Annotated in this window: 18 protein-coding genes and 2 pseudogenes; 13 read left to right on the top strand and 7 right to left on the bottom strand. The window is 55.3% G+C overall.

The window, feature by feature from the left end:
- Positions 1–5 precede the first annotated feature (5 nt).
- From ACSSVV_RS11785 to brxL, 8 genes are all read left to right on the top strand, one after another.
- Complete coding sequence (locus ACSSVV_RS11785; RefSeq protein ID WP_023008351.1) at positions 6–1,679, top strand: ATP-binding protein; 1,674 nt, start codon at positions 6–8, stop codon at positions 1,677–1,679.
- A gap of 84 nt (positions 1,680–1,763) precedes the next feature.
- On the top strand, positions 1,764–5,261 hold the full coding sequence (pglX, locus tag ACSSVV_RS11780) for a BREX-1 system adenine-specific DNA-methyltransferase PglX (protein WP_454106304.1): 3,498 nt from the start codon (positions 1,764–1,766) through the stop codon (positions 5,259–5,261).
- A gap of 10 nt (positions 5,262–5,271) precedes the next feature.
- Positions 5,272–6,552, top strand: a complete 1,281-nt coding sequence (locus ACSSVV_RS11775) for an AAA family ATPase (RefSeq protein ID WP_133481542.1) — start codon at positions 5,272–5,274, stop codon at positions 6,550–6,552.
- A complete protein-coding gene (locus ACSSVV_RS11770) occupies positions 6,549–7,190 on the top strand; it encodes a retron system putative HNH endonuclease (protein ID WP_022988844.1) in 642 nt (213 codons plus the stop codon). Before ACSSVV_RS11775 ends, ACSSVV_RS11770 begins: the two co-directional genes overlap by 4 nt.
- A gap of 61 nt (positions 7,191–7,251) precedes the next feature.
- A complete protein-coding gene (locus ACSSVV_RS11765) occupies positions 7,252–8,364 on the top strand; it encodes an AAA family ATPase (protein WP_022992172.1) in 1,113 nt (370 codons plus the stop codon).
- Positions 8,361–9,038 carry a DUF4276 family protein gene (locus ACSSVV_RS11760; RefSeq protein ID WP_023011713.1) on the top strand — a complete coding sequence of 226 codons (678 nt, stop codon included), beginning with the start codon at positions 8,361–8,363 and terminating at the stop codon, positions 9,036–9,038. The genes ACSSVV_RS11765 and ACSSVV_RS11760 overlap by 4 nt, the downstream gene beginning before the upstream one ends.
- The gene (gene pglZ, locus ACSSVV_RS11755; RefSeq protein ID WP_454106303.1) at positions 9,035–11,533 is read left to right on the top strand and encodes a BREX-1 system phosphatase PglZ type A; all 2,499 of its coding nucleotides are present in this window, start codon (positions 9,035–9,037) and stop codon (positions 11,531–11,533) included. Before ACSSVV_RS11760 ends, pglZ begins: the two co-directional genes overlap by 4 nt.
- Positions 11,534–11,545: 12 nt before the next feature.
- The gene (gene brxL, locus ACSSVV_RS11750; RefSeq protein ID WP_454106302.1) at positions 11,546–13,597 is read left to right on the top strand and encodes a BREX system Lon protease-like protein BrxL; all 2,052 of its coding nucleotides are present in this window, start codon (positions 11,546–11,548) and stop codon (positions 13,595–13,597) included.
- Positions 13,598–13,629: 32 nt separating this feature from the next.
- Here the strand turns inward: brxL and ACSSVV_RS11745 are convergent, their stop codons facing one another.
- The 6 genes from ACSSVV_RS11745 to ACSSVV_RS11720 form a co-directional block, all read right to left on the bottom strand.
- Positions 13,630–13,980, bottom strand: a complete 351-nt coding sequence (locus ACSSVV_RS11745; RefSeq protein WP_081699727.1) for a DUF7673 family protein — start codon at positions 13,978–13,980, stop codon at positions 13,630–13,632.
- Positions 13,981–14,085: 105 nt separating this feature from the next.
- On the bottom strand, positions 14,086–14,244 hold the full coding sequence (locus ACSSVV_RS11740; protein WP_022992176.1) for a hypothetical protein: 159 nt from the start codon (positions 14,242–14,244) through the stop codon (positions 14,086–14,088).
- A 48-nt stretch (positions 14,245–14,292) separates the two neighbouring features.
- Positions 14,293–14,925, bottom strand: a complete 633-nt coding sequence (locus ACSSVV_RS11735) for a recombinase family protein (protein WP_022992177.1) — start codon at positions 14,923–14,925, stop codon at positions 14,293–14,295.
- A gap of 120 nt (positions 14,926–15,045) precedes the next feature.
- On the bottom strand, positions 15,046–15,435 hold the full coding sequence (locus tag ACSSVV_RS11730; protein ID WP_011784116.1) for a hypothetical protein: 390 nt from the start codon (positions 15,433–15,435) through the stop codon (positions 15,046–15,048).
- Between the two features lie 70 nt (positions 15,436–15,505).
- Positions 15,506–15,781 (bottom strand): hypothetical protein, encoded by a 276-nt coding sequence (locus tag ACSSVV_RS11725; protein ID WP_011784117.1) that lies wholly within the window; start codon positions 15,779–15,781, stop codon positions 15,506–15,508.
- Positions 15,774–16,622: a hypothetical protein gene (locus tag ACSSVV_RS11720; RefSeq protein ID WP_011784118.1), complete on the bottom strand. Its 849-nt coding sequence runs from the start codon at positions 16,620–16,622 to the stop codon at positions 15,774–15,776. Before ACSSVV_RS11720 ends, ACSSVV_RS11725 begins: the two co-directional genes overlap by 8 nt.
- Before the next feature lie 376 nt (positions 16,623–16,998).
- On the opposite strand from ACSSVV_RS11720, the gene ACSSVV_RS11715 reads away from it, so the two are divergent.
- Positions 16,999–17,169, top strand: a complete 171-nt coding sequence (locus ACSSVV_RS11715) for a hypothetical protein (protein WP_220150157.1) — start codon at positions 16,999–17,001, stop codon at positions 17,167–17,169.
- 63 nt (positions 17,170–17,232) lie between these two features.
- Complete coding sequence (locus ACSSVV_RS11710) at positions 17,233–17,442, top strand: IS66 family transposase (protein WP_022988836.1); 210 nt, start codon at positions 17,233–17,235, stop codon at positions 17,440–17,442.
- On the opposite strand, the pseudogene ACSSVV_RS11705 reads toward ACSSVV_RS11710, so the two are convergent.
- Positions 17,395–18,027, bottom strand: a pseudogene (locus ACSSVV_RS11705) (transposase); the annotation flags it as partial. The gene ACSSVV_RS11710 and the pseudogene ACSSVV_RS11705 overlap by 48 nt on opposite strands.
- Before the next feature lie 203 nt (positions 18,028–18,230).
- Between ACSSVV_RS11705 and ACSSVV_RS11700 the strand changes: the two are divergent.
- The 3 genes and pseudogenes from ACSSVV_RS11700 to ACSSVV_RS11690 form a co-directional block, all read left to right on the top strand.
- Positions 18,231–18,389: pseudogene (locus tag ACSSVV_RS11700) on the top strand (MarR family transcriptional regulator); the annotation flags it as partial.
- 101 nt (positions 18,390–18,490) lie between these two features.
- Positions 18,491–19,330 carry a universal stress protein gene (locus ACSSVV_RS11695; RefSeq protein WP_454106301.1) on the top strand — a complete coding sequence of 280 codons (840 nt, stop codon included), beginning with the start codon at positions 18,491–18,493 and terminating at the stop codon, positions 19,328–19,330.
- A 185-nt stretch (positions 19,331–19,515) separates the two neighbouring features.
- Positions 19,516–19,962 carry a MarR family transcriptional regulator gene (locus ACSSVV_RS11690; protein WP_022992180.1) on the top strand — a complete coding sequence of 149 codons (447 nt, stop codon included), beginning with the start codon at positions 19,516–19,518 and terminating at the stop codon, positions 19,960–19,962.
- The last annotated feature ends 300 nt before the right edge of the window (positions 19,963–20,262 follow it).

The raw sequence follows: 20,262 nt of genomic DNA, 5'->3' as shown, positions 1-20,262 counted from the left end.
TAGCCATGCACGAAGCCGAACAGGAAATCCAGGCGCTCATTCGAGGCGGCGAAAGCCTCGCCGTCGAGTTCAAGAGCGACGTCAAAAGCCTGCCAGACCGGGATCTGGTGGCCGCGGTGGTGGCCCTTGCTAACACCGAGGGCGGCGACCTGTTCCTGGGCGTTGAAGACGATGGCACCCCGACAGGGTTGCATGCCAACCACCACAACCTCGCTGGCCTGCCCGCACTGATTGCCAACAAAACCATTCCCTCGTTGGCTGTGCGCGTTGAGGCCCTGGAGCTGGAAGGGCAACCTATTGCCAGGATCCAGGTGCCCAAGTCCCGGCAGTTGGTGTCCACCTCGGATGGCCTGCTGCAACGTCGGCGCCTGAGAATGGACGGCACTCCGGAGGCCGTGCCCTTCTACCCCCATGAGTTTGTTCAGCGCCAGTCCAGCCTGGGAGTAACGGACCCCTCGGCCTTGCCGGTGGAAAACCTGGCGGTTGAGGATCTGGACCCGATTCAGCGGATCCGCATCCGCAACGCCATCAAGAAATACGGCGGCGACCAGAGCCTGACGCCCCTGGCGGATGATGAGCTGGACGGCGCCCTGGGGCTGACCGTGAACGTGGGAGGCCAGCGTCACCCCACCGTGGCAGGGCTGCTGCTGCTGGGGAGCGACATGCAGCTCCGACAACACCTGCCCTCCCACGAGGTAGCATTCCAGGTGCTGCGCGGTACCGATGTGCTGGTCAATGAGTTCTACCGCAAACCGCTGCTGGAGACCTTCGAGGAGGTCGAGGTACTGTTCCGCGCCCGGGTGGAAGAAGAGGAGATTCAGGTCGGACTGTTTCGCGTGCCCATCCCCAACTTCGACCGCCGGGCCTTCCGGGAAGCCTTCGTAAACGCCCTGGTTCACCGCGACTACAGTGCTTTGGGCGCTGTACACGTCAAACTGGACGATGACGGTTTGAGCATCAGTAACCCGGGTGGGTTTGTAGAAGGTGTGAATCTGGACAACCTGCTGGTGGCCGATCCCCGCTCCCGTAACCCATTGCTGGCCGACATCATCAAGCGCATCGGCCTGGCCGAACGCACGGGCCGGGGTATCGACCGGATCTTCGAGGGCATGCTCCGCTACGGGCGTACTGCACCGGACTACTCCATGTCATCCGCTCACACCGTATCTGTGCGCATGAGCGCAGCGGATGCGGACGCCGAATTCCTGCTCATGATCGTCGAGCGCGAGGAACAGACTGGCACTGAAATGCCCATCGATAGCCTGATCATTCTGTCCCGGCTGCGCAATGAACGGCGCTTAAGAACTGCAGACCTGGCTAGATCCGTGCAAAAGCCCGAAACCGTGGTCCGGGGCTCCCTGGAAAAACTAGCAGAAGCCGGCATGGTGGAAGCCCACGGAACCGGCAAGGGCCGCACCTACACCTTGAGCGCCAAGGTATATCAAGGGGCGGGGCAAAAGGCCGCCTATGTGCGCCAGGCAGGGTTTGATCCTATCCAGCAAGAGCAGATGGTCATGAGCTTTATTGATATGCACGGCAGCATCAAACGTGCTGACGTGGTTGAGCTGTGCCATATCAGCCCGGATCAAGCCTACAAGTTGTTGGCCAGATTGAAGAAAAGGGGAGAAATCGAGCAAATAGGCGAGCGTAAAGGGGCTATTTACAAGCGCGTGCGTTAATTTATGCGCTCAGCGTAAATATATACGCTCATTTATGCGTCAGCGTATATCGCTCGGTCACGATCAAAACCAAGGCATGAATCGATGGAAACCGCAAAACTCAGAAAATTCGCCCAGTTCGCCCGCCGCAGCCTGATTGAACAGGTCGGCGCCAAGCTAAAACTGGTTTTGGCCGAAGAAAGCCCCGCCCGGCGGGAAAGCCCATTGGCCATCAAAAAGCTGGAAGAGGCGATAGCCGAGCAGGGTAAAGAGCAGGTTGTCGAGCGGGTGGCGTATATCTGGTTCAACCGGCTCGTAGCCCTGCGGTTTATGGACGTGAACCGATATAACCGCATCGGCGTGGTCTCGCCCGCCGAGGGGCAGTTTCAGCCCGAGATCCTGGCGGATGCCAAGATGGGCCATATCGATGAAGAGATCGTGTCGGAGCCAACCCGTCAAAAGATCTTCGCCCTGCTGGATGGCAAAACACCCAGTCAGGATCCGCAGGGGGAAGCCTATCGCCTGCTGGTCGTAGCCGCCTGTAACTATTGGTACAGCGCCATGCCCTTCCTGTTCGAGCGCATTGACGATTACACCGAGCTTTTGATGCCGGATGATCTTCTATCGGGTAACTCGATTCTGGCCTATACCCGCGAAGCCATGACGCCGGATGTCTGTAAAGATGTTGAGGTAATCGGTTGGCTGTATCAGTTCTATATCTCCGAGAAGAAAGACCAGGTATTTGCTGATCTCAAGAAGAACAAGAAGGTTACTCCCGAGAATATCCCGGCGGCGACTCAGCTGTTCACGCCGCACTGGATTGTTCGGTATCTGGTGGAGAACTCTCTGGGGCGCCTCTGGATGCTCAACCGCCCTGATTCTGGCTTGATCGAGCAGATGGATTACTACATCAAGCCGGAAGAGCCCGAGACGGATTTCCTACGCATCAGCAGCCCGGAGGAAATCCAGATCTGCGATCCAGCCTGCGGCTCGGGCCATATGCTGACGTATGCATTCGATCTTCTTTATGCCATTTACGAGGAGGAAGGCTACGAACCTGCCGATATTTCGGCCAAGATCCTGACTCATAACCTGTATGGCATTGAAATCGATGAGCGTGCCGGTGAGTTGGCCGCTTTTGCTCTAACCATGAAGGCACGTGCCAAGCAGCGTCGGTTCTTTCGTAAGCCAGTTCAGCCCAATATTTGTGTGCTGGAAAATATACGTTTCGACGAAGGCGAGCTGAAGGAATACATGGAGTTTGTCGGGTGCGACCTCTTTACCGCGCCGCTGCAAACTACCCTTCGTCAGTTTGAAGAGTCCGATAACTTCGGCTCCCTCATTCGCCCTGGCCTGACGGATGTGGAAGACATGTTGGCCATACTGGCAGCCAAGGACGTGGCGGGACAGTTGTTCCTGAGTCAGACACACCAGAAGGTGTTGCAGGCACTGAGACAGGCTAAATATCTGAGCCCAACATACCACGTGGTAGTGGCTAACCCTCCCTATGCGAACGCAACAGGCCTGAACCCCAAACTTGTCAGATTTGTAAAGGCGAATTACCCAGATAGTAAAGCTGACCTTATGACCTGCTTCATGGAGAGAGCGGGCCACCTCGCCCGGCCAAATGGACTTTGGGGAATGATAAACCTCCCCTCATGGATGTTCATATCGTCGTTTGAAAAGCTGCGAATTAAGCTTCTTGAAAATTATACTATTCAGTCTCTGGTCCATCTCGGACGTGGTATCTTCGGCTCCGACTTTGGGACTGTCAGCTTCGTAATACATAACAAGAAACCTGACGTCAGAACGACCGGAACTTACAGACGTCTTTTCGATCGTCATGTTCAGGTTCGCTCTCCCGAACAGATCGAAAACCTCTTCTTGAATCAAGAGCTCGGGAAGTATTCAATTCCTCAGAATCAACTCCGAAAGATCCCGGGTAATCCGATTGCTTATTGGGCAACAGACAATATCGTTGATCTCTTCGACGATGAGAGTGCTTATCTTGGTCAGAAGTTAAACCTGAGAGAAGGCATTAATACTGGCGATAACGAAAGATTTTTAAGGCTTTGGCATGAAGTCGGCGATGCCTCATTTGATAGGAACGTATCAGAAAAGCCGACTGCCTTAAAATGGAAAAAACATCGTAAAGGTGGCCCTTTCAGAAAATGGTATGGAAACGGTGAGTATGCGCTTAACTGGGGTGAGGTAGGTCAAGAAATACACTCTTATCACGGCCTTCCACTTGAGTATCGGGGCGCCCCAATGCGTGGGAAGCAGTTCTTTCTAAAAGAAGCCGCATCGTGGACACGTGTAAGCTCAGGGGACTTTGCTATCCGACACTCGCCCCCAGGCGAGACGTTTGACTCGACGGCTCCTTCCATTTTTGGAAGTTCAGATGAATTACTTGTTGCTGAAGCTTTCCTAAACGGCCCCATTTCACGTTTTCTACTCGGAATGCTCAGTCAGACAATCGACTTTCGCCTTACTGGGTTGGGGAGGCTGCCGCTAAAGCTCCCCGAGGCATCACATCGCGCAATAAAGTCTTCCGTCGGACAGATTATCCAAATTGCGAAATCCGACTGGGACGCTTACGAAACCTCGTGGGATTTCACCGCGCTCCCGCTGCTCTCACCTGATCAACGGGCCGAGACTCTGGAGGCCACCTATGCCGCTGTCCGCGCCCATTGGCAGGGTATGACGAATGAGATGCAGCGACTTGAACAAGAGAACAACCGCATCTTCATCGAAGCCTATGGTCTGCAAGATGAGCTGTCCCCCGAGGTTCCGATTGAAGAGATTACACTCACCTGCAACCCGGCCTATCGCTATGGGGTGAAAGGGTCTGAGGAAGAACGCGAAACCCGCCTGCTCGCGGACACTATGGCTGAACTTATCTCCTACGCAGTGGGTTGCGTGTTCGGCCGCTACGCGCTGGACAAACCGGGGCTGATCCTGGCCAACCAGGGAGAGACCATCGAGGACTACCTTCAGCAGATCCCAGAGCCGAGCTTCCCGGCGGATGAGGATAATGTCATCCCCATGCTCGATGGCGACTGGTTCACCGATGACATCACCGAGCGCTTCCGTGAATTCCTGCGCATCGCCTTTGGCGAAGAGCACTATGACAAAAACCTCCGCTTTGTCGAGCAGGCGCTGGGCAAGGACATCCGCAAGTACTTCCTGAAGGACTTCTACAACGACCACGTGCGTCGTTACAAGAAACGGCCCATCTACTGGCTGTTCTCCTCACCCAAAGGCTCATTCAACGCGCTGATCTACATGCACCGCTACCAGCCTCACACCGTGGGCACGGTGCTGGAGTATCTGCGGGATTTCAAAGACGAGAAGCTGAAAGCCCGGAAGAACCACCTGGAAGCCGTCAGTATCAGCTCCAGCGCCTCTCAGGGTGAGAAAACCAAGGCTCTGAAAGAGATCGAAAAAATCAACAAGATTCTTGCCGAGCTGGATGATTACGAGCGGGAGGTGCTCTACCCTCTGGCCACCGAACAGGTAGAAATCGATCTCGATGACGGGGTAAAAGCCAACTACCCGAAGTTTGGCAGCGCCTTGAAGAAGATTACCGGCCTCTCTGGCTAGGAGCACAGGCATGCATATCAGCAAACTAACCTTGCAGCGCTTTCGTGGCGCTCAAGATCTACCGCTGGATCTGGACGACAAGCTCAATGTGTTTGTCGGTATGAATGGCGCGGGCAAATCCAGCATTCTGGATGCTTCGGCCATCATGCTGTCCTGGCTGGCGAACCGGATTAAGCATGCGGGTGCATCTGGGCGTCCGATTGCAGAATCCGATATCAGAAATGGTGAATCCTCCGCCAATCTGGCCATTCAGCTATGTGATGAGGGTACTTCCTTCGGCTGGAACTTGGCGAAGGTGCGTAAGGGGTACAGCAAAAAGGACCTGGCCTCTGTTCTGATTTCTGCATCCGAAACGGCCAAGGGTATTCAGGCCGGCATCACCGAACACAACGGGAAGGTAAACATCCCCTTGTTTGCTTACTACCCGGTGAATCGCGCTGTGTTGGATATTCCACTGCGTATCCGAGAAAAGCATCAGTTCGGGCTTCTTTCTGCTTACGAGGAGTCGCTAACCAGTGGCGCCAACTTCCGTACTTTCTTTGAATGGTTCCGGGAGCGTGAAGACCTTGAGAACGAGAACCGCAAATACATAGATGATCTGATCAAGCCGGACGATTTCGAGTTCCCGGATTCGCAGCTAACGGCGGTGCGGCGGGCCCTTGAGATTTTCATGCCGGACTTCCAAAACCTGACCGTAAGGCGCCAACCGCTGCGGATGGAGGTAACGAAGAAAGGCCAGCGGCTGACGGTAAACCAGCTTTCCGATGGCGAAAAATGCTTGATGGCCATGGTTGGCGACCTTGCCAGGCGCATGGCCATAGCCAACCCGGAGCGAGAAGATCCGCTGCTGGGAGATGGCATTGTGATGATCGATGAAATTGATCTGCACCTGCATCCGAAATGGCAGCGCCTGGTGGTGCCCAGTTTGAGGGCGGTTTTCCCGAACTGTCAGTTTTTTATCTCCACTCATTCACCGCATGTAATTACCCATGTGAAACCGGAGAATCTGTTCCTTATGAACATGACAGATGCCGGGGAATTGGAGATTGTTCGCCCGAATGAGTCCTACGGGAAGACGGTGGACAGGGTACTTGAAGATCTGATGGGCCTTGAGACCACACGCCCTGACCAAGTGGAAGATGCTCTTCGAGCTATTTACGGGCAAATCAATGATGGCGAGCTTGATACTGCCAGAAAAGGCATTGCTGAATTGGAACGAGACATTGGCGAAGATCCGGAACTGGTAAAAGCCAAGGTGCTGATCAAACGCAAGGAGCTGATTGGCCGATGAAGTATGTGGAGAAGCGCCACGAACCTGAAGTTTTTACGCAATGGAAGGCTCTGGCCAATGTCAATGAAGACTGGCAGCCTACCTATGGCGACCTGAGGGGTGAGCCCAAAGCCTCGGTAAAGAGATCATTGATGCGGGAGCAGGGTTACATCTGCTGCTATTGTGAACGCCGGTTAACCGAGGGCGATTCCCACATAGAACACTTTCAGCCTCAGAGTGACCCGACTGTGGATCCGCTGGATTACGGCAATCTTTTGTGCTCCTGCCAGAATCAGATCAGAAAGGGTGAGCCCCGTCACTGCGGTAACCTGAAAGGCGACTGGTTTGACCCCGAGCTGTTGATATCTCCGCTGGATGCGAATTGTGAGCCCCGGTTTGGTTTTGAAGGTGATGGTTGGATTAAACCTGCTGACAATAACGACCGGGCGGCCTGTGAAACCATTACCCGACTGGGCCTCGACCTGCCCAAGTTGAATGAGTTGAGAGCTGGAGCAATTGAGCCTTTCCTGGATGATAGCTTGAGCCATGATGAGCTGGGTCAGTTCGTGTCGGGCTACTTAACCATGGGAGCAGACGGCCGTTTCGGTGAGTTCTGGACCACCATCAAATACCTGTTTGGGGACTATGCCGCCGCATGAGTAATCGAATTTCCCAGGCCTCTCATGAATATCCCAGGTCGCTCATGAAGGAGGGCTACCTATGAAATTGAAAGAAATTGCCGTTAAAGGCTTTAAATCCATCAGCAATCACGACTACGAGCGTATTGCCTTTAACGATGTCACGGTGCTGTTGGGGGCGAATGGCTCCGGGAAAAGTAACCTGATTTCACTGTTCCGGCTGTTGGGATTTATGACCACTGGTGCTCTGCAGCAGTACGTTGGCAGGCAGGGCGTCAGCCAGCTTCTGTTTTATGGCCCAAAGGTGACCGAATCGCTGAGTTTCAGCGTGAAACTGGAAGATGACAGCACCACGGACTCCTACGATGTAAAGCTATCGTATGGGTTGCCGGACCGGCTGTTCGTCAGCGGTGAACAGGTAAGCTATCACAAGGCCGGTCACCCCAGACCGCAGGAATACTTTCTGTCCAGTGGTGGCCCCGAAGCGGATCTGGGGCAGGATGATCGGCCCACCAGTAAAGTGCTTACCGGTCTGCTCAGAGGCATACAAACCTTCCAGTTTCACGACACATCCGACACCGCCCGAATCAAGGACCGGGTGTACGTTGATGATGTGTCCTACCTGCGCAGCGATGGGGGCAACCTCGCGGCCTTCCTCAAGATGTTGAAGGAGTCGGACAGCTATCGTCCTTACTACGAACGAATTGTCCGGCATATTCGCAAGATTATGCCGCAGTTCAACGACTTCGTACTGGATACCCTTCCTGGCAATGACCGTTTCGTGCGACTGAACTGGTCTGATACCTACCGCCAGGATTATCTTTTTGGTCCGGATCAGATTTCCGACGGGTCTCTTCGCTTCATGGCGCTGACCACACTACTGTTGCAGCCACCGGCGTTGCTTCCAAAAGTGATCGTTCTGGATGAGCCGGAGTTGGGTCTGCATCCGGCTGCCACGCTTGAGCTTGCCGGTATGATCAAACGTGCATCCCAGAAAACGCAGGTGGTCCTGGCCACCCAGTCCACACGGCTGGTGGATGAATTCCTGCCGGAGCAGATTGTGATTGTGGAGCGCGATTCAAAGACCGGCGCCAGCTCGTTCCACCGTCTGGAAGCGGAGGCGCTGGGTGAATGGTTGCAACGGTACAGCCTCTCGGAGCTTTGGGAGAAAAATGTGTTGGGAGGGCAGCCGTGATTCGACTGCACATAACCGCAGAGGGCCAGACCGAGAAAGCCTTCGTCGACCAGGTTTTGACACCCCATCTGGCGCACTTTGATGTCTACACCGACGCGCGCTGTGTGTTAACGAGCAAGGACAAACGGGCAGCCAAAGAATACCGGGGTGGCTTGATCAGTTACCAGAAGGCAAAAGCAGACATCGAAACCTGGATGAAGGAAGACGCCAACCAGGAATGCTGGTTTACCAGCATGTTCGATTTATATGCCTTGCCAGACGATTTCCCAGGATTTGACGAGGCGGAACGGCTGGAGCCTTATCAAAGGATCGAACGGCTCGAAGCTGCTTTTGGCAATGAAATGAACAAGCCAAACTTTATTCCCTATATCCAGTTGCATGAATTTGAAAGCCTGATTCTGGCTGACCCGGCCAAGCTGGATTGGGAGTACCTGGAGCACGACCAGCCAATTGGAAATCTAGTGAAGATGGTCGGCTCCCAAAATCCGGAGCTCATCAATGACGGTCGAGAAACAGCGCCATCAAAACGAATTCTCAAAGAGATACCGGAGTACGACAAGGTGACATCAGGGGTATCGGTTGCGGCTCATATCGGCCTTGATACTCTACGGGCCTCTTGCAAACACTTTGATGAGTGGGTGTCGCGCCTGGAGAAGCTCGGGGGCAAAGAATGAGCCAGCAAATCACTCATGCGCTGAGCAGACTTTTCGATAAGCACCGGGTTGTGTTCTGGTACGACACCAAGCAAGAGCTGCGCAGTGACTTCGAGGCGGTTTCCATTCCGGACGTGGAGAAGCTGGAGATCGCCAACAACGAGTACGGCCTGAAACATCGCATCCTGCGGGAGGCACCGGAACAGAAATTCTTGCTGTACAAAGAAGGGCCACAACCGGAGGATCTGGACAACTGGTTGCTGGACGTACAGCTGGCCCACGGCGAGTTCCGGACCGACCAGGTGGCCATCTGGCTGTCCGAGTTGGAGTTGGGCCTGGAGTTCGCCGAGATAGCTCAGGCCCATACGGAGTTCTTTCAGGCGATCAAGCGCAAGGAGGCACTGAAGAAGTTGCTGAAGCCGGACGATACCGCCGGCCAGCTGCGCCTGAAGATGCTGGCCGTGTGTGCCGGTAGCGAGCCCCGTATGGACTCGGTGGTGGAAACCCTGCTGCAGCAACTGGCTGAAGACCGTGATGATGGCATCCGGCTGATTGAGCGCTGTGGTCTGGGCAGCTTCCTGTGGGAGCAACTGACCCGTTTCTACGGCTACGAGGCCAGTGAACCCAGCCTGCGCGATTTCGTGATCGAGCTGTTCAAGTCCTGCTACGCCATGGGTACCGATGGCGATGTCAAACTGACCGGCGACGCCCTGGTGTTCCTCAAGCGCTGGAAAGACAGCCGGCAGTTCGAGCAGGGGTTTGAAACCCTGTCTGCCGAGTGTGCCGAGGTGCTGGGCATTGAGCAGGATCTGGGTAAGCGGGACTTCCGGGACCTGGTTGAGCTGGATTACTTCCGGCTAATCGACCAGAAGATTATCAGTGACCTGGTGCGGGCGGTGGTAGGCCGCACGGTCACTAGTGGCGATGTGGCATTGTGGGTACGGCAGCGGCGCCAGGGCCACTGGTACGGGGAGTTCCGCCACCTGTATGAAGCCATTGAGTTTGCGGCCCGTTTTGTCCAGATGCTCGGTGAGGCTCGTCTCACCATGGACAGCCTCTCCGACGGCGTTCAGCGATACAGCCGTTCCTGGTTCCAGTTGGATCAGCTCTACCGCAAATTTACCTACCATGTGCGCATGTCCGGCCAGGCATCGTTAATGGGCGATCTCAGTGAGCAGGTGGAGAATTTGTATTCCAACAACTACCTGCTCAAGCTGGGCGACGGCTTCCAGGTTCACGTGGATGCCGCGCCGCGCTGGGAGGCCTATCCGGTCGTTCAGCAAACAGCCTTTTTCGAGCACTGGGTTCGCCCGTACCTGTGCAAGGACAAACGGATCTGCGTGATCATTTCCGACGCCATGCGCTATGAGATTGGTGATGAGCTGCTGGGCCTTATCCGGCAGGAAGATCGCTACAGCGCGGAGCTTGAACCGGCACTCTCGACCCTTCCCAGCTATACCCAGCTCGGTATGGCGGCGCTACTGCCCAACAAGTCCCTGGCAATCGCCGACAACGATACCGGTACGGTACTGGTGGATGGCCAAAGCTCACAGGGCACGGTCAACCGTACCAAAATCCTGCAGGCCGCCTTGGATGGTCGGGGCCAGGCCGTCAAGGCGGAGGATTTTATGCAGCTCAACCGGGAAGACAGCCGTGAGCTGCTCAAGGGTAATGATGTGCTGTACATCTACCACAACCGCATCGATCACACCGGCGACAAGATGCATTCAGAGGGGCAGGCCTTTGAAGCCGCAGAACAAACCCTGGATGACCTGATTCGACTGATCAAGAAGCTCACGGCGGCCAACGCCAATAACCTGCTGATCACCGCTGACCATGGCTTTATTTACCAGAACCGTGAGCTGGATGAGAGTGATTTCCTGGGCGATGCCGTTTCTGGCGATGATATTCGCTACCGGGACCGTCGGTTCGTGCTGGGTAAGGGGCTGTCCGCCTCTCCGGCCTTCCATCACTTCTCGTCTGAGCAGCTTGGGCTGGATGGCGATATGGAAGTGCAGATTCCCAAGTCCATCAACCGGCTGCGTCTTAAAGGCTCTGGCAGCCGCTTTGTGCATGGCGGCGCATCCCTTCAGGAGGTTGTGATTCCAGTCCTGAAGGTTAACAAGAAGCGCCAGAGTGATGTCAGCGCCGTTGAGGTGGACATCCTGCGTGGGGCCAGCTCGGTGATCACTTCCGGCCAACTGGCCGTCACCTTGTATCAGTCCGGACCGGTTACCGAGAAAGTACAGCCTCGCCACCTGCGGGCTGGGATTTATACCCAGTCAGGGGAGTTGATTTCGGACAGTCACGAACTGTCGTTTGACCTGACCTCGGAGAACCCCCGCGAGCGGGAGCTTCAGGTGCGCTTTGTGCTCAGCCGCAAGGCGGACGAGGCCAACGGCCAGGAGGTTTTCCTGAAGCTGGAAGAACAGCACGCCGGCACCTCCCACTACAAGGAATACAAGTCGCTCAGGTATTTGATGCGGCGGTCCTTTACCAGCGATTTTGATTTCTGAGGGTTATAGCCAATGAGTACGCTTGACCAAAAGATCAACGAACACTTCCCCGGGTTGGTGGTGCGCAAAGACCTGGTGAAAACGGTCAAGGGCAACGCCATCGTTCCCTCATACGTGCTGGAGTATCTGCTCGGCCAATACTGCGCCACTAACGACGAGGCCACGATTAAAACAGGGATTGAAACGGTCAAGGAGATTCTGGCCAAGCACTATGTCCACCGGAACGAGGCCGGACTGGTGCGCTCGAATATCAAGGAAAAGGGGCGCTACAAGGTTATCGACAAGATCAGTGTGGCCCTGAATGAGAAGACGGATGCCTACGAGGCGCAGTTTTCCAACCTGGGAATCAAGAAGGTATTGGTGGATTCTGGGACCGTCAAGGCCCACCCCAAACTGCTGGTAAGCGGCGTATGGTGCATTGCGGACATCGAATACGTATTTTCTGAAGACCAGAACGTCAGCCCCTGGATTCTGTCCACCCTCAAGCCGATTCAGCTATCGCACTTCGACTACGACGCCTACGTTGCCGCGCGGCAGCAGTTCAGCACCGATGAGTGGATTGACCTGCTGATCCAGAGTATCGGCTTTAACCCGGAGATGTTCGGACGGCGCAGCAAGCTAACCCAACTGGTCCGCTTGATTCCGTTTTGCGAGCGGAACTACAACCTTATTGAACTTGGCCCCAAGGGGACGGGTAAATCCCACGTTTACTCCGAATTCTCGCCCCATGGGATCCTGGTATCGGGTGGTGAAGTCACCGTACCCAAGCTGTTTGTGAATAACTCCAGCGGCAAGATCGGCCTGGTGGGCTACTGGGATTGCGTGGCCTTCGACGAGTTCGCCGGCAAGCAGAAACGCGTCGATAAAGCACTGGTCGACATCATGAAGAACTACATGGCCAACAAGTCCTTCTCCCGGGGCGTGGAAACCCTGGGCGCCGAGGCGTCCATGGTGTTCGTGGGGAACACCCGGCATACCGTGCCTTACATGCTGAAGCATTCGGACCTGTTCGATGAGCTGCCGGACAAGTTCTACGATTCTGCCTTTCTGGACCGAATCCACTTCTACATCCCCGGGTGGGAGGTCGATATCATCCGGGGCGAGATGTTCTCCGACGGCTATGGCTTCGTGGTGGACTACCTTGCAGAAATCCTGCGCTCGATGCGGAACTACGATTATTCCGATCAGTACCGGGAGTACTTTACCCTCTCTTCGGATATCTCGACCCGTGACCGGGACGGTATCAACAAGACATTTTCCGGCTTGATGAAGATCCTGTTCCCCCAGGGCGGAGCAACCAGGGATGAGGTTGAAGAAGTACTGCGTTTTGCCATCGAGGGGCGAAAGCGGGTCAAGGACCAGTTACAGCGGATCGACACCACCTACGGTGAAGTCCGATTTTCCTATCAGGATCAACAAGGCCAGGAAATACTGGTCACAACACTTGAGGAGGAAGAGTACCCAGGCTACTACCACCAGACGGTCTCGACAACTGATGACGAGGGAGTAGAACCCGAGCCAACAGCGGACGTTAAAGGTATCGAGTCCAAAGAGCCGAATGCCCCCGAGCCCGTACTGAAAGAAAAGCACCTGACCTTCCAGGAAAATCAGAAGGGCATCTCATTCGACGGCTTGTTTGGCGCTTACCTGAAAGGAGCCAGCAGGATCACTGTTACAGACCCCTACATCCGGCTTTTCTACCAGATCCGCAATTTCATGGAGTTTCTCGAAGCCATCGTGAAGAACAAGGCCGAGGAAGATGAAGTGGCGGTTCACCTCGTCACCGTCCGGGACGAGTTCAAGGGTGATCTGCAAGACGAGAGTTTCGAAAAGATTCAGGAATCCGCTCGCACCGTGGGCATCGACTTCACCTGGGCGTTTGACGAAAGCGGCACCATTCACGCCCGTCATATCGTTACGGACCACGGCTGGAAGATATCGCTGGATCGGGGGTTGGACATCTTCCAGCACTACGAGATGAATGAAGCCTTCGCGTTTGCCAACCGGTTGCAGCAGTTTCGGTCTAGCAAGGCCTTCGAAATTACCTTCATCAAACAGTCATAGATCCACCCGGCAGTGCAATGGGAGGCGGTGTGTCAGGCGCTCGCTTCCCACTCCCACCAGGACTGAAACAGCTCGTCACCACCCGGCACATAGGTGTGAACCTCCCGGCCATTCCAATCCAGCGCCAGAACCTGCAACGCAGCCTGTTGCAGCTCGGCATCCAAGGCCCTCAGCCGGTTCAGCTCGAATGGCCAGTGACTCGCGTTATATAGGCCAAGCAGGAATCGCCGGATATGCCGGGCCTGGCCGCCTCCACTATGAGCGGCGTCGATCAGTATTGTGAGAGCCGGAAGCCCCGCGTCCTCCCGCAGCTGCCTCCGCTTTTCTTCCTGTTCCAGCAAAAATAGAAAGCTTTCGGGAAGCATGGCTGTTTTGTCCGTCATGTGCATAACCTCATATCGACTTCACGATTATGCTGCCATGGACGACGCAGTAGGCACGGCTCTCAAACTGCCCGTTTTGGGCAAGAACACCGGTTTGCCCCGAATTTATTTCAGATCGCCATTGTGTCGGGGTGATTTTTTTCGGAACTTTCGCTCCAGGAACGCTTCCAGCCGGTCCGCGTTGCGGTAGGCCACAACGCAGATAAAAAGTACAACTGCGACAAAGCTCAGGAATGCAATCAGTGTGGCAGATAGGTTCAGCATATTCACGTCTCCAATAGTTGACTGCCCTTTGAGGGCAGTTTGTTGGTTTCAGGCCACAGCATCGGCCTGTCTTTGTTCTTTGGCGACAGACGCAATCAAGTGCCGCGAGCAACTCAGCATCTCCTGGATCTCGCTGTAGCTGTGGCCACTGCGTAGCAGGCTGGCGATGTGCTGTCTGCGCTTCAGGTCTGGTTGCCGCCCCTGGTACTTGCCCTCCGTTTTTGCTTTATGAATGCCCTGGAACTGCCGGCGCCGACGGTCTTCGTAATCTTTGCGGGCCACGGCAGCCAGCATGTCGAGCATCATGGCGTTGACCGCTCGTAGAATGGAGTCGGTGAATCCGGTGTCGTCTTTCTTTTCCAGAGCGAGCCAACTGGTTGGTAATTCCGGGGAGACGATGGCTAACCGCTTGGCGGCCAGCTTTTGCTTGAGGGAGTCCCAGTCACTTTTTTTGAGGCGAGCCAGCCGGTCGATCTGTTCGACCAGCACAATGTCACCCTCACCGGAATCTGTGATCAGCTTCATCAGCTCGGGTCGGTGCAAAGTAGCGCCGGACACGTTCTCCACGTAGAAAGCGGCAATACGCTGACCGTGGTTGGCTGCGAACTGTACCAGTGACTCCCGGGCTCGCTCCGCATTCTGTTCCTGCGTGGATGCCCGAAGGTAGGCTCGAATAAACATCGTCGGTTCCTCAGTCTGTTATAAGTGGTTCTCTCTGGCCGGTCTGGTTTAGGTGGTTCTGGTGGCCGTTACCGGGTTCGAACCTCTGGTTCTCCTGATCTGTACCCATAAGGAACCACCTCAAGAGTCGAGAAACTCCCCGAACGGATCGTCCGCTCGATAAATCTGGTTGATTCTGTCGTCATCGAAGAAACCCTCTGTACCGCCATTGCTCCCATTGCCGGAAGTTGCCTTGTTGCCCGCGCCGGTTGCCTCCTCATCACTGCCTCGACTGAACGACGCCATCTTTTGTTCGAATTCAGGAAACGTCATTTCCCCATCGGGTCCCTTGGCGAAAACCGTCTTGTAGGCATCGACTACGGCCAGTGCGAAGCGAATGAACAGTGCGACCACCCAGAGCACGAACAATAAATACCATGCGTAAAGCGCTGCATCGGTACCCCTAAAGGCGAGCTCCACAACGCCGATCCCGGCGAGCCCCACTGTTACGATTTTTGCCACTCTTACCATGGCCTCAGTCCCCGATAGTTCTTTACTTCGAAGCTACCAGAACCTGAGAAAATGCAAGTTTTTCCCGGCGTCAGGCCGCTGCGGCTTGCCCGGCCAGCCACGGCGGTTTCACCTTGCTGTAGGCATCGTTCGTCATCGCCCTCAAGTCCTGCTCGAGCTCGACCCAGCAATGGGGAGCGGTGGTCATTCGGCTCAGTCGGTCCTCCGCGTATCCGATCCGGCATTGATGGAAAATGCCTCGCTCGCTCAGGGCATTGCTGATCACAAAAGTCATGTAGACGCTATCGACTCTCAGGTCCTCCAGCGGCAGCAGTGCCAACTCAAGTTCATCGTGCCAGTCACTCATGGTCGGGCTCCCTGAACATCAGCTGTTGGCCCTGTTCATACAACACCGGATAGGGGAGCGGCTCGCCGTCCTGGATCACGGTGTTCGGTGGAAAGTACATCACTATCCAGGGAGGCATGCCGGCGCTGACAGCGCCATAGAATTCATCTACAGGAAAGGTACGTTCATGGCCGGACTGCCGAAATACCAGTCGGGAATATTTCTCGGGATGGTTGGCAGCGATGTTGTAACTGGCTGCTTCACGGCCGATGACATAGCTTGGTGTCTTCCAGTGATTCGGTTGTTGGATGTTATAGGCGATGATGCAGTTGCTATCGGCACAGCCATATCGCTCGACTGTTACCGACCACAGCATGAGCGGGTTCCCATCAATCTCCGGCGTCTTCACGTCTGTGAGCTTCGTTACATTTATCGCCATCGACTCGGCGGCCTGGGTGATGGCCTCATCTACAACGGCAACATAGTGGTCATAGGCGTCATCCTCGTTCGCCGCCAGTGATTCCGGCATCCAGCCCATCAGGCTGGGTCGCGCCGAAGGGTTGTCCGGCGTCATCATGATGTCAGTGGCGTTGAAGAACAGCGTCTGGGTGCCGGTAAGATGACGAAGCGGCGCATCTAATGAGGTGGCCAATCTGGCCAGGTCGAGGGCGCTTACCAGCAAACCCTTTCGATGCGAGCGCGTCCCGTCTGGTGAATCCCGCAGGTCCTGATCGTAGACGCCGCCGGCACGGGCCAGATTCAGTGCGCGGGATGATTCGTCGTCATAGTGTCGAGGCATGACAGCGCAACCCGCGAGCGCGGCTGTAGTTACAGCAAAACAAATGGTCTTCAACTTGGTCATTTTGAACTCCTGCGTTTTCTAAAATATTCGCACGAAGTTGCAAATATGCAAGAGGAAAATCAAAATAATATTTAATAAAATCAATGTGTTGCGCTGTCAGTACAAACTTCGGTGTATCCGCAGTGGTGCATCGGGAGTGCCGCTCTTGCTAGACTTGCCAGTAGGTTTTTTTCGGTTGAGGCGAGGTGTTGGTAAATCGGAAAAGGATCAGAAATTCCCAGTTTCCCACTTATCCCAGTTTATAAGCATGGGTAGTAACCGACCGGGCCAATAGAGAAAAAGTTTCTATTCATGCAAGAAACAGCGGGATGACGACTGCCTGAACGATACTGGTCTGCGCTTTAGTGCCGATGTGCCGGTGGAAGTCATTGAACACATGCCATCGGAGCAGATCGGGCCGGACGCCGACCAGTACGACATCCTCGGCACCAAAACCTCCTACCGGCTGGCCCAGCGGGCCTCCAGTTACGTGGTGCTGAAGGTGGAACGCCCGGTGTTCCGGCGCAAAGGGCACCGAGAAGCCTGCGACAACACCGGCTCTATTTAACGTGCTGCACAACAGCCTGGCCGATGTCAGCCTGCTGGTGGACAAGTTTCAGTCCCCCTGCCGTTGTATCGTCAGCACCAGCGCATCCAGCAATCCGGCATCACCATCAGCCGCAGTACCCTGACCAAGCTGGTCAAGCGAGCCATCGACCTGCTGCGCCCCATTGTGGATGCGCAGACCGACAACGTGCCGCGCAGCCGGTACTGGCCATCGACGAAACGCTCATCAAGGCCGGCCACCAGGGCCGGTCAGGCCCCCAAAAAGGCAAGATGAGATCCGGCTGGTTCTGGCGGCTGTCTGGCGATGCTGGCGAAGTGGTGTCATCCTGACCGACAGAACAAACAGCCCGAGGCCCCGTCGCTTGCGGTGGCCAGGATCCACCTTGCCGGCAGACTCGGCTTTGCAGTTGATGAGTCTGGCATAGGAAGCGAACTTCTGAACTGACTCAAAGCGCTGGATATCACCGATTTCGTAGAGAATGGTCAGCGCTAGGATGCGCCCTACACCGGGAATGGTCCTTAGCACACTCAGAGAAGTGGGATTATGTTGTTTGGCTTGCCGCTCCAGGTGTTCTTCAAGCTTGCTCAGCTCACGGTGATAGCACTCGATGATGGCCAGTCCGAGATTGATGTTGTGCTGGACATCCTGTCCGGCAAAGGCCGCCTGAACCTGTTCCCGGACTCCCACATTCTTAAGGTTTACCTTATTGGGTGGCAGATTGTATTGGCTGGTGGTGTTCACCACGTGGGTTTTGAGCATGGCCCCGTGCTGGACGATGCGGAAGCGTCGTCGCAGTAGGTCGCGGGTGGCCCGCATCTCGTTGGGATAGGTGTAGGCCAGCGGGAAGTTGCCGTCCTTTGATTTCCTTGTGTAGCAACACCTCCCCCTGCTGGTTGATGATACAGACGTACAGGCATGCAGCAGATCGACTCCACAATAATGATGGTAGGTGCTACGATAAAGTTTATTGAGTCTTCTCCCTTGTGGTGTTTGGTCGCCTTCCAGCTTAGCGGTCAACCGCTAGACTGGGGAGAGGGCTTAATAAGTATCAGGACAGTGACATGGACCCGCAAATCCCTCGGGATCAGTTTCCTTTCACCAGTGTCCGGTTAGCAAGGCGCTGGCGCAAGTTGCTGGATGAGCGCCTGAAAGACCTGGGGGCTACCCAGGCTCGCTGGTTCACCATGGTCTGCCTGCAGCGTGATGGTGGAGGGCTGACATAGCGGGAGATAGCCCACCTGATGGTCATCGAGAATCCGACATTGGTCCGCCTGCGTGTTTTTGAGTAGGTTATGGAAAGCGCGTGACCAGGAGGTGAAGCATGCTACCTAAGGATATCGTTGTCTTTCTTGAAGAGGCTCGGCCCTATGACCGGCGACTGGCGATCGCCGCTGACATCGCCGCGAGCTGGGATGCCTGTCTGATAGCGGTGTTTGTGGCAACGCCACTGAGAGCGATGCCTCATGCGTACGCTGTGGCCGGCCCCGCCATGCGCACCTTGCTCGATCAGCATCGCGTGCGTGTTCGGGACGCAGAGACTCAGGTCAGAGGGCGCTTTGAGGCAATGGTTCGCGCAAGGGGTATTAACGCAGAGTGGCGCTTGTCCGAGAGCGAGTTAGCGGAGGAATTAATGCTACACGCGCGCTATGCAGGGCTGGCTTTGGTCCCTCCCTTCGAAAGCTCCCCCGAACCTTCCATGACGGTCAGGATGGCCGAGCATGTTATCTTCGGGTCTGGACGCCCGACTATACTCATTCCAGACGAATGGCCGGCCGGACGGATTGGACGACGTATCGTTGTTGGCTGGAACGCTAGCAGGGAGGCAACACGAGCTGTCGGCGATGCGTTACCCTTCCTGGCCCAGGCAGAAGCAGTGAAGGTGGTTTGTGTCTGCGATGAACCGGATGGCGAGCTGGAGTGTAGAGAAGATTTCGGCGCGGACCTGTGTCGCCACCTCGCGCGTTATGGCGTACAGGTAACACTGGAACAAGTCGACGGTGGTAAGGTCGGCCCGGTGCTACTCGAGCAGGCGCGGGCGTTCCATGCCGACATGCTGGTGATGGGCGCCTATGGCCATACGCGGCTCACCCGACTGGTGCTGGGTAGCGCTACTCGAACTGTACTCTGTCAAGCGTCAATCCCTGTGCTGGTGTCGCGTTGACTATAAACGAACGCGCTGGCGGGCTATTGACGGAGCCCTTCGGAAAGTTCCTTAGTAGCTGGCCTGAGAACCTGCTTGAGTTGCATGTCGTTTTGGCGCAAAACTGGTTAGTGAGTAACGTAGACTTGCCTAAATGATTAGCTTACGATTTACTGTTGCTGAGTCAGCAATATCAGGTCAGTGATATGGACCCGCAAATCCCTCGAGATCAGTTTCCTTTTACCAGTGCCCGGGTAGCTAGGCGCTGGCGAAAGTTACTGGATGAGCGCCTGAAAGACCTGGGGGTTACCCAGGCTCGCTGGTTTGCCATGGTTTGCTTGCAGCGTGGTGGTGGAGGAATGACTCAGCGGGAGTTAGCCCATTTGATGACCATCGAGAATCCGACATTGGTCCGTCTGCTTGACAGTCTTGAGGAGCAGGGTCTGATTGAACGACGGCCCTGTAAGCGTGATCGGCGCGCCAGGCTGCTGTATCTTACCAATGCCGGTGAATGCTTTATGAGCGAACTGAATGAACGGGCGAATCTATTGCGAGAGGAGATGCTGAAGGGCATTGAAGACAAGGATCTGGAAGTCGCTCTGCGTGTGTTTGAGCGGGTTATGGAAAATTCCGCCAACCTCAAAAATTCCTGAACCCGAGACATTTTTCAGGCGCGGGCGACAAGATTAGGATTGGAGCATTCCGCAAATTCCGCCGGCACAGGACAATTCCATCACGGCTGGCAGTCAATTATTAAGTGTGTTACGTTTAGTTTATACTGAACGAAATGAACATAATGTGCGGCAGTCGTCCTAGCCTTTTTGGCCGATCATCGAATTAACGGGCATGGGAAGGTGGGGCAGCATCCGGGAGTAAGTTCTTTGCAACCGGTTCAACCCGCCTTGGCAGAGGGCGCTTCATTGAAATCTCGACGTTGCAGAAAGCGTTATCGG

This window comes from Marinobacter sp. MBR-105 (assembly GCF_053628895.1).
This window is presented reverse-complemented; position numbering and strand designations above follow the sequence as displayed.

Coding starts and splice junctions, on each gene's coding strand:
- ACSSVV_RS11785 (WP_023008351.1), top strand. CDS start 6: ATGCACGAAGCCGAACAGGAAATCCAGGCGCTCATTCGAGGCGGCGAA.
- pglX (WP_454106304.1), top strand. CDS start 1,764: ATGGAAACCGCAAAACTCAGAAAATTCGCCCAGTTCGCCCGCCGCAGC.
- ACSSVV_RS11775 (WP_133481542.1), top strand. CDS start 5,272: ATGCATATCAGCAAACTAACCTTGCAGCGCTTTCGTGGCGCTCAAGAT.
- ACSSVV_RS11770 (WP_022988844.1), top strand. CDS start 6,549: ATGAAGTATGTGGAGAAGCGCCACGAACCTGAAGTTTTTACGCAATGG.
- ACSSVV_RS11765 (WP_022992172.1), top strand. CDS start 7,252: ATGAAATTGAAAGAAATTGCCGTTAAAGGCTTTAAATCCATCAGCAAT.
- pglZ (WP_454106303.1), top strand. CDS start 9,035: ATGAGCCAGCAAATCACTCATGCGCTGAGCAGACTTTTCGATAAGCAC.
- brxL (WP_454106302.1), top strand. CDS start 11,546: ATGAGTACGCTTGACCAAAAGATCAACGAACACTTCCCCGGGTTGGTG.
- ACSSVV_RS11745 (WP_081699727.1), bottom strand. CDS start 13,980: ATGACGGACAAAACAGCCATGCTTCCCGAAAGCTTTCTATTTTTGCTG.
- ACSSVV_RS11740 (WP_022992176.1), bottom strand. CDS start 14,244: ATGCTGAACCTATCTGCCACACTGATTGCATTCCTGAGCTTTGTCGCA.
- ACSSVV_RS11735 (WP_022992177.1), bottom strand. CDS start 14,925: ATGTTTATTCGAGCCTACCTTCGGGCATCCACGCAGGAACAGAATGCG.
- ACSSVV_RS11730 (WP_011784116.1), bottom strand. CDS start 15,435: ATGGTAAGAGTGGCAAAAATCGTAACAGTGGGGCTCGCCGGGATCGGC.
- ACSSVV_RS11725 (WP_011784117.1), bottom strand. CDS start 15,781: ATGAGTGACTGGCACGATGAACTTGAGTTGGCACTGCTGCCGCTGGAG.
- ACSSVV_RS11720 (WP_011784118.1), bottom strand. CDS start 16,622: ATGACCAAGTTGAAGACCATTTGTTTTGCTGTAACTACAGCCGCGCTC.
- ACSSVV_RS11715 (WP_220150157.1), top strand. CDS start 16,999: ATGCCATCGGAGCAGATCGGGCCGGACGCCGACCAGTACGACATCCTC.
- ACSSVV_RS11695 (WP_454106301.1), top strand. CDS start 18,491: ATGCTACCTAAGGATATCGTTGTCTTTCTTGAAGAGGCTCGGCCCTAT.
- ACSSVV_RS11690 (WP_022992180.1), top strand. CDS start 19,516: ATGGACCCGCAAATCCCTCGAGATCAGTTTCCTTTTACCAGTGCCCGG.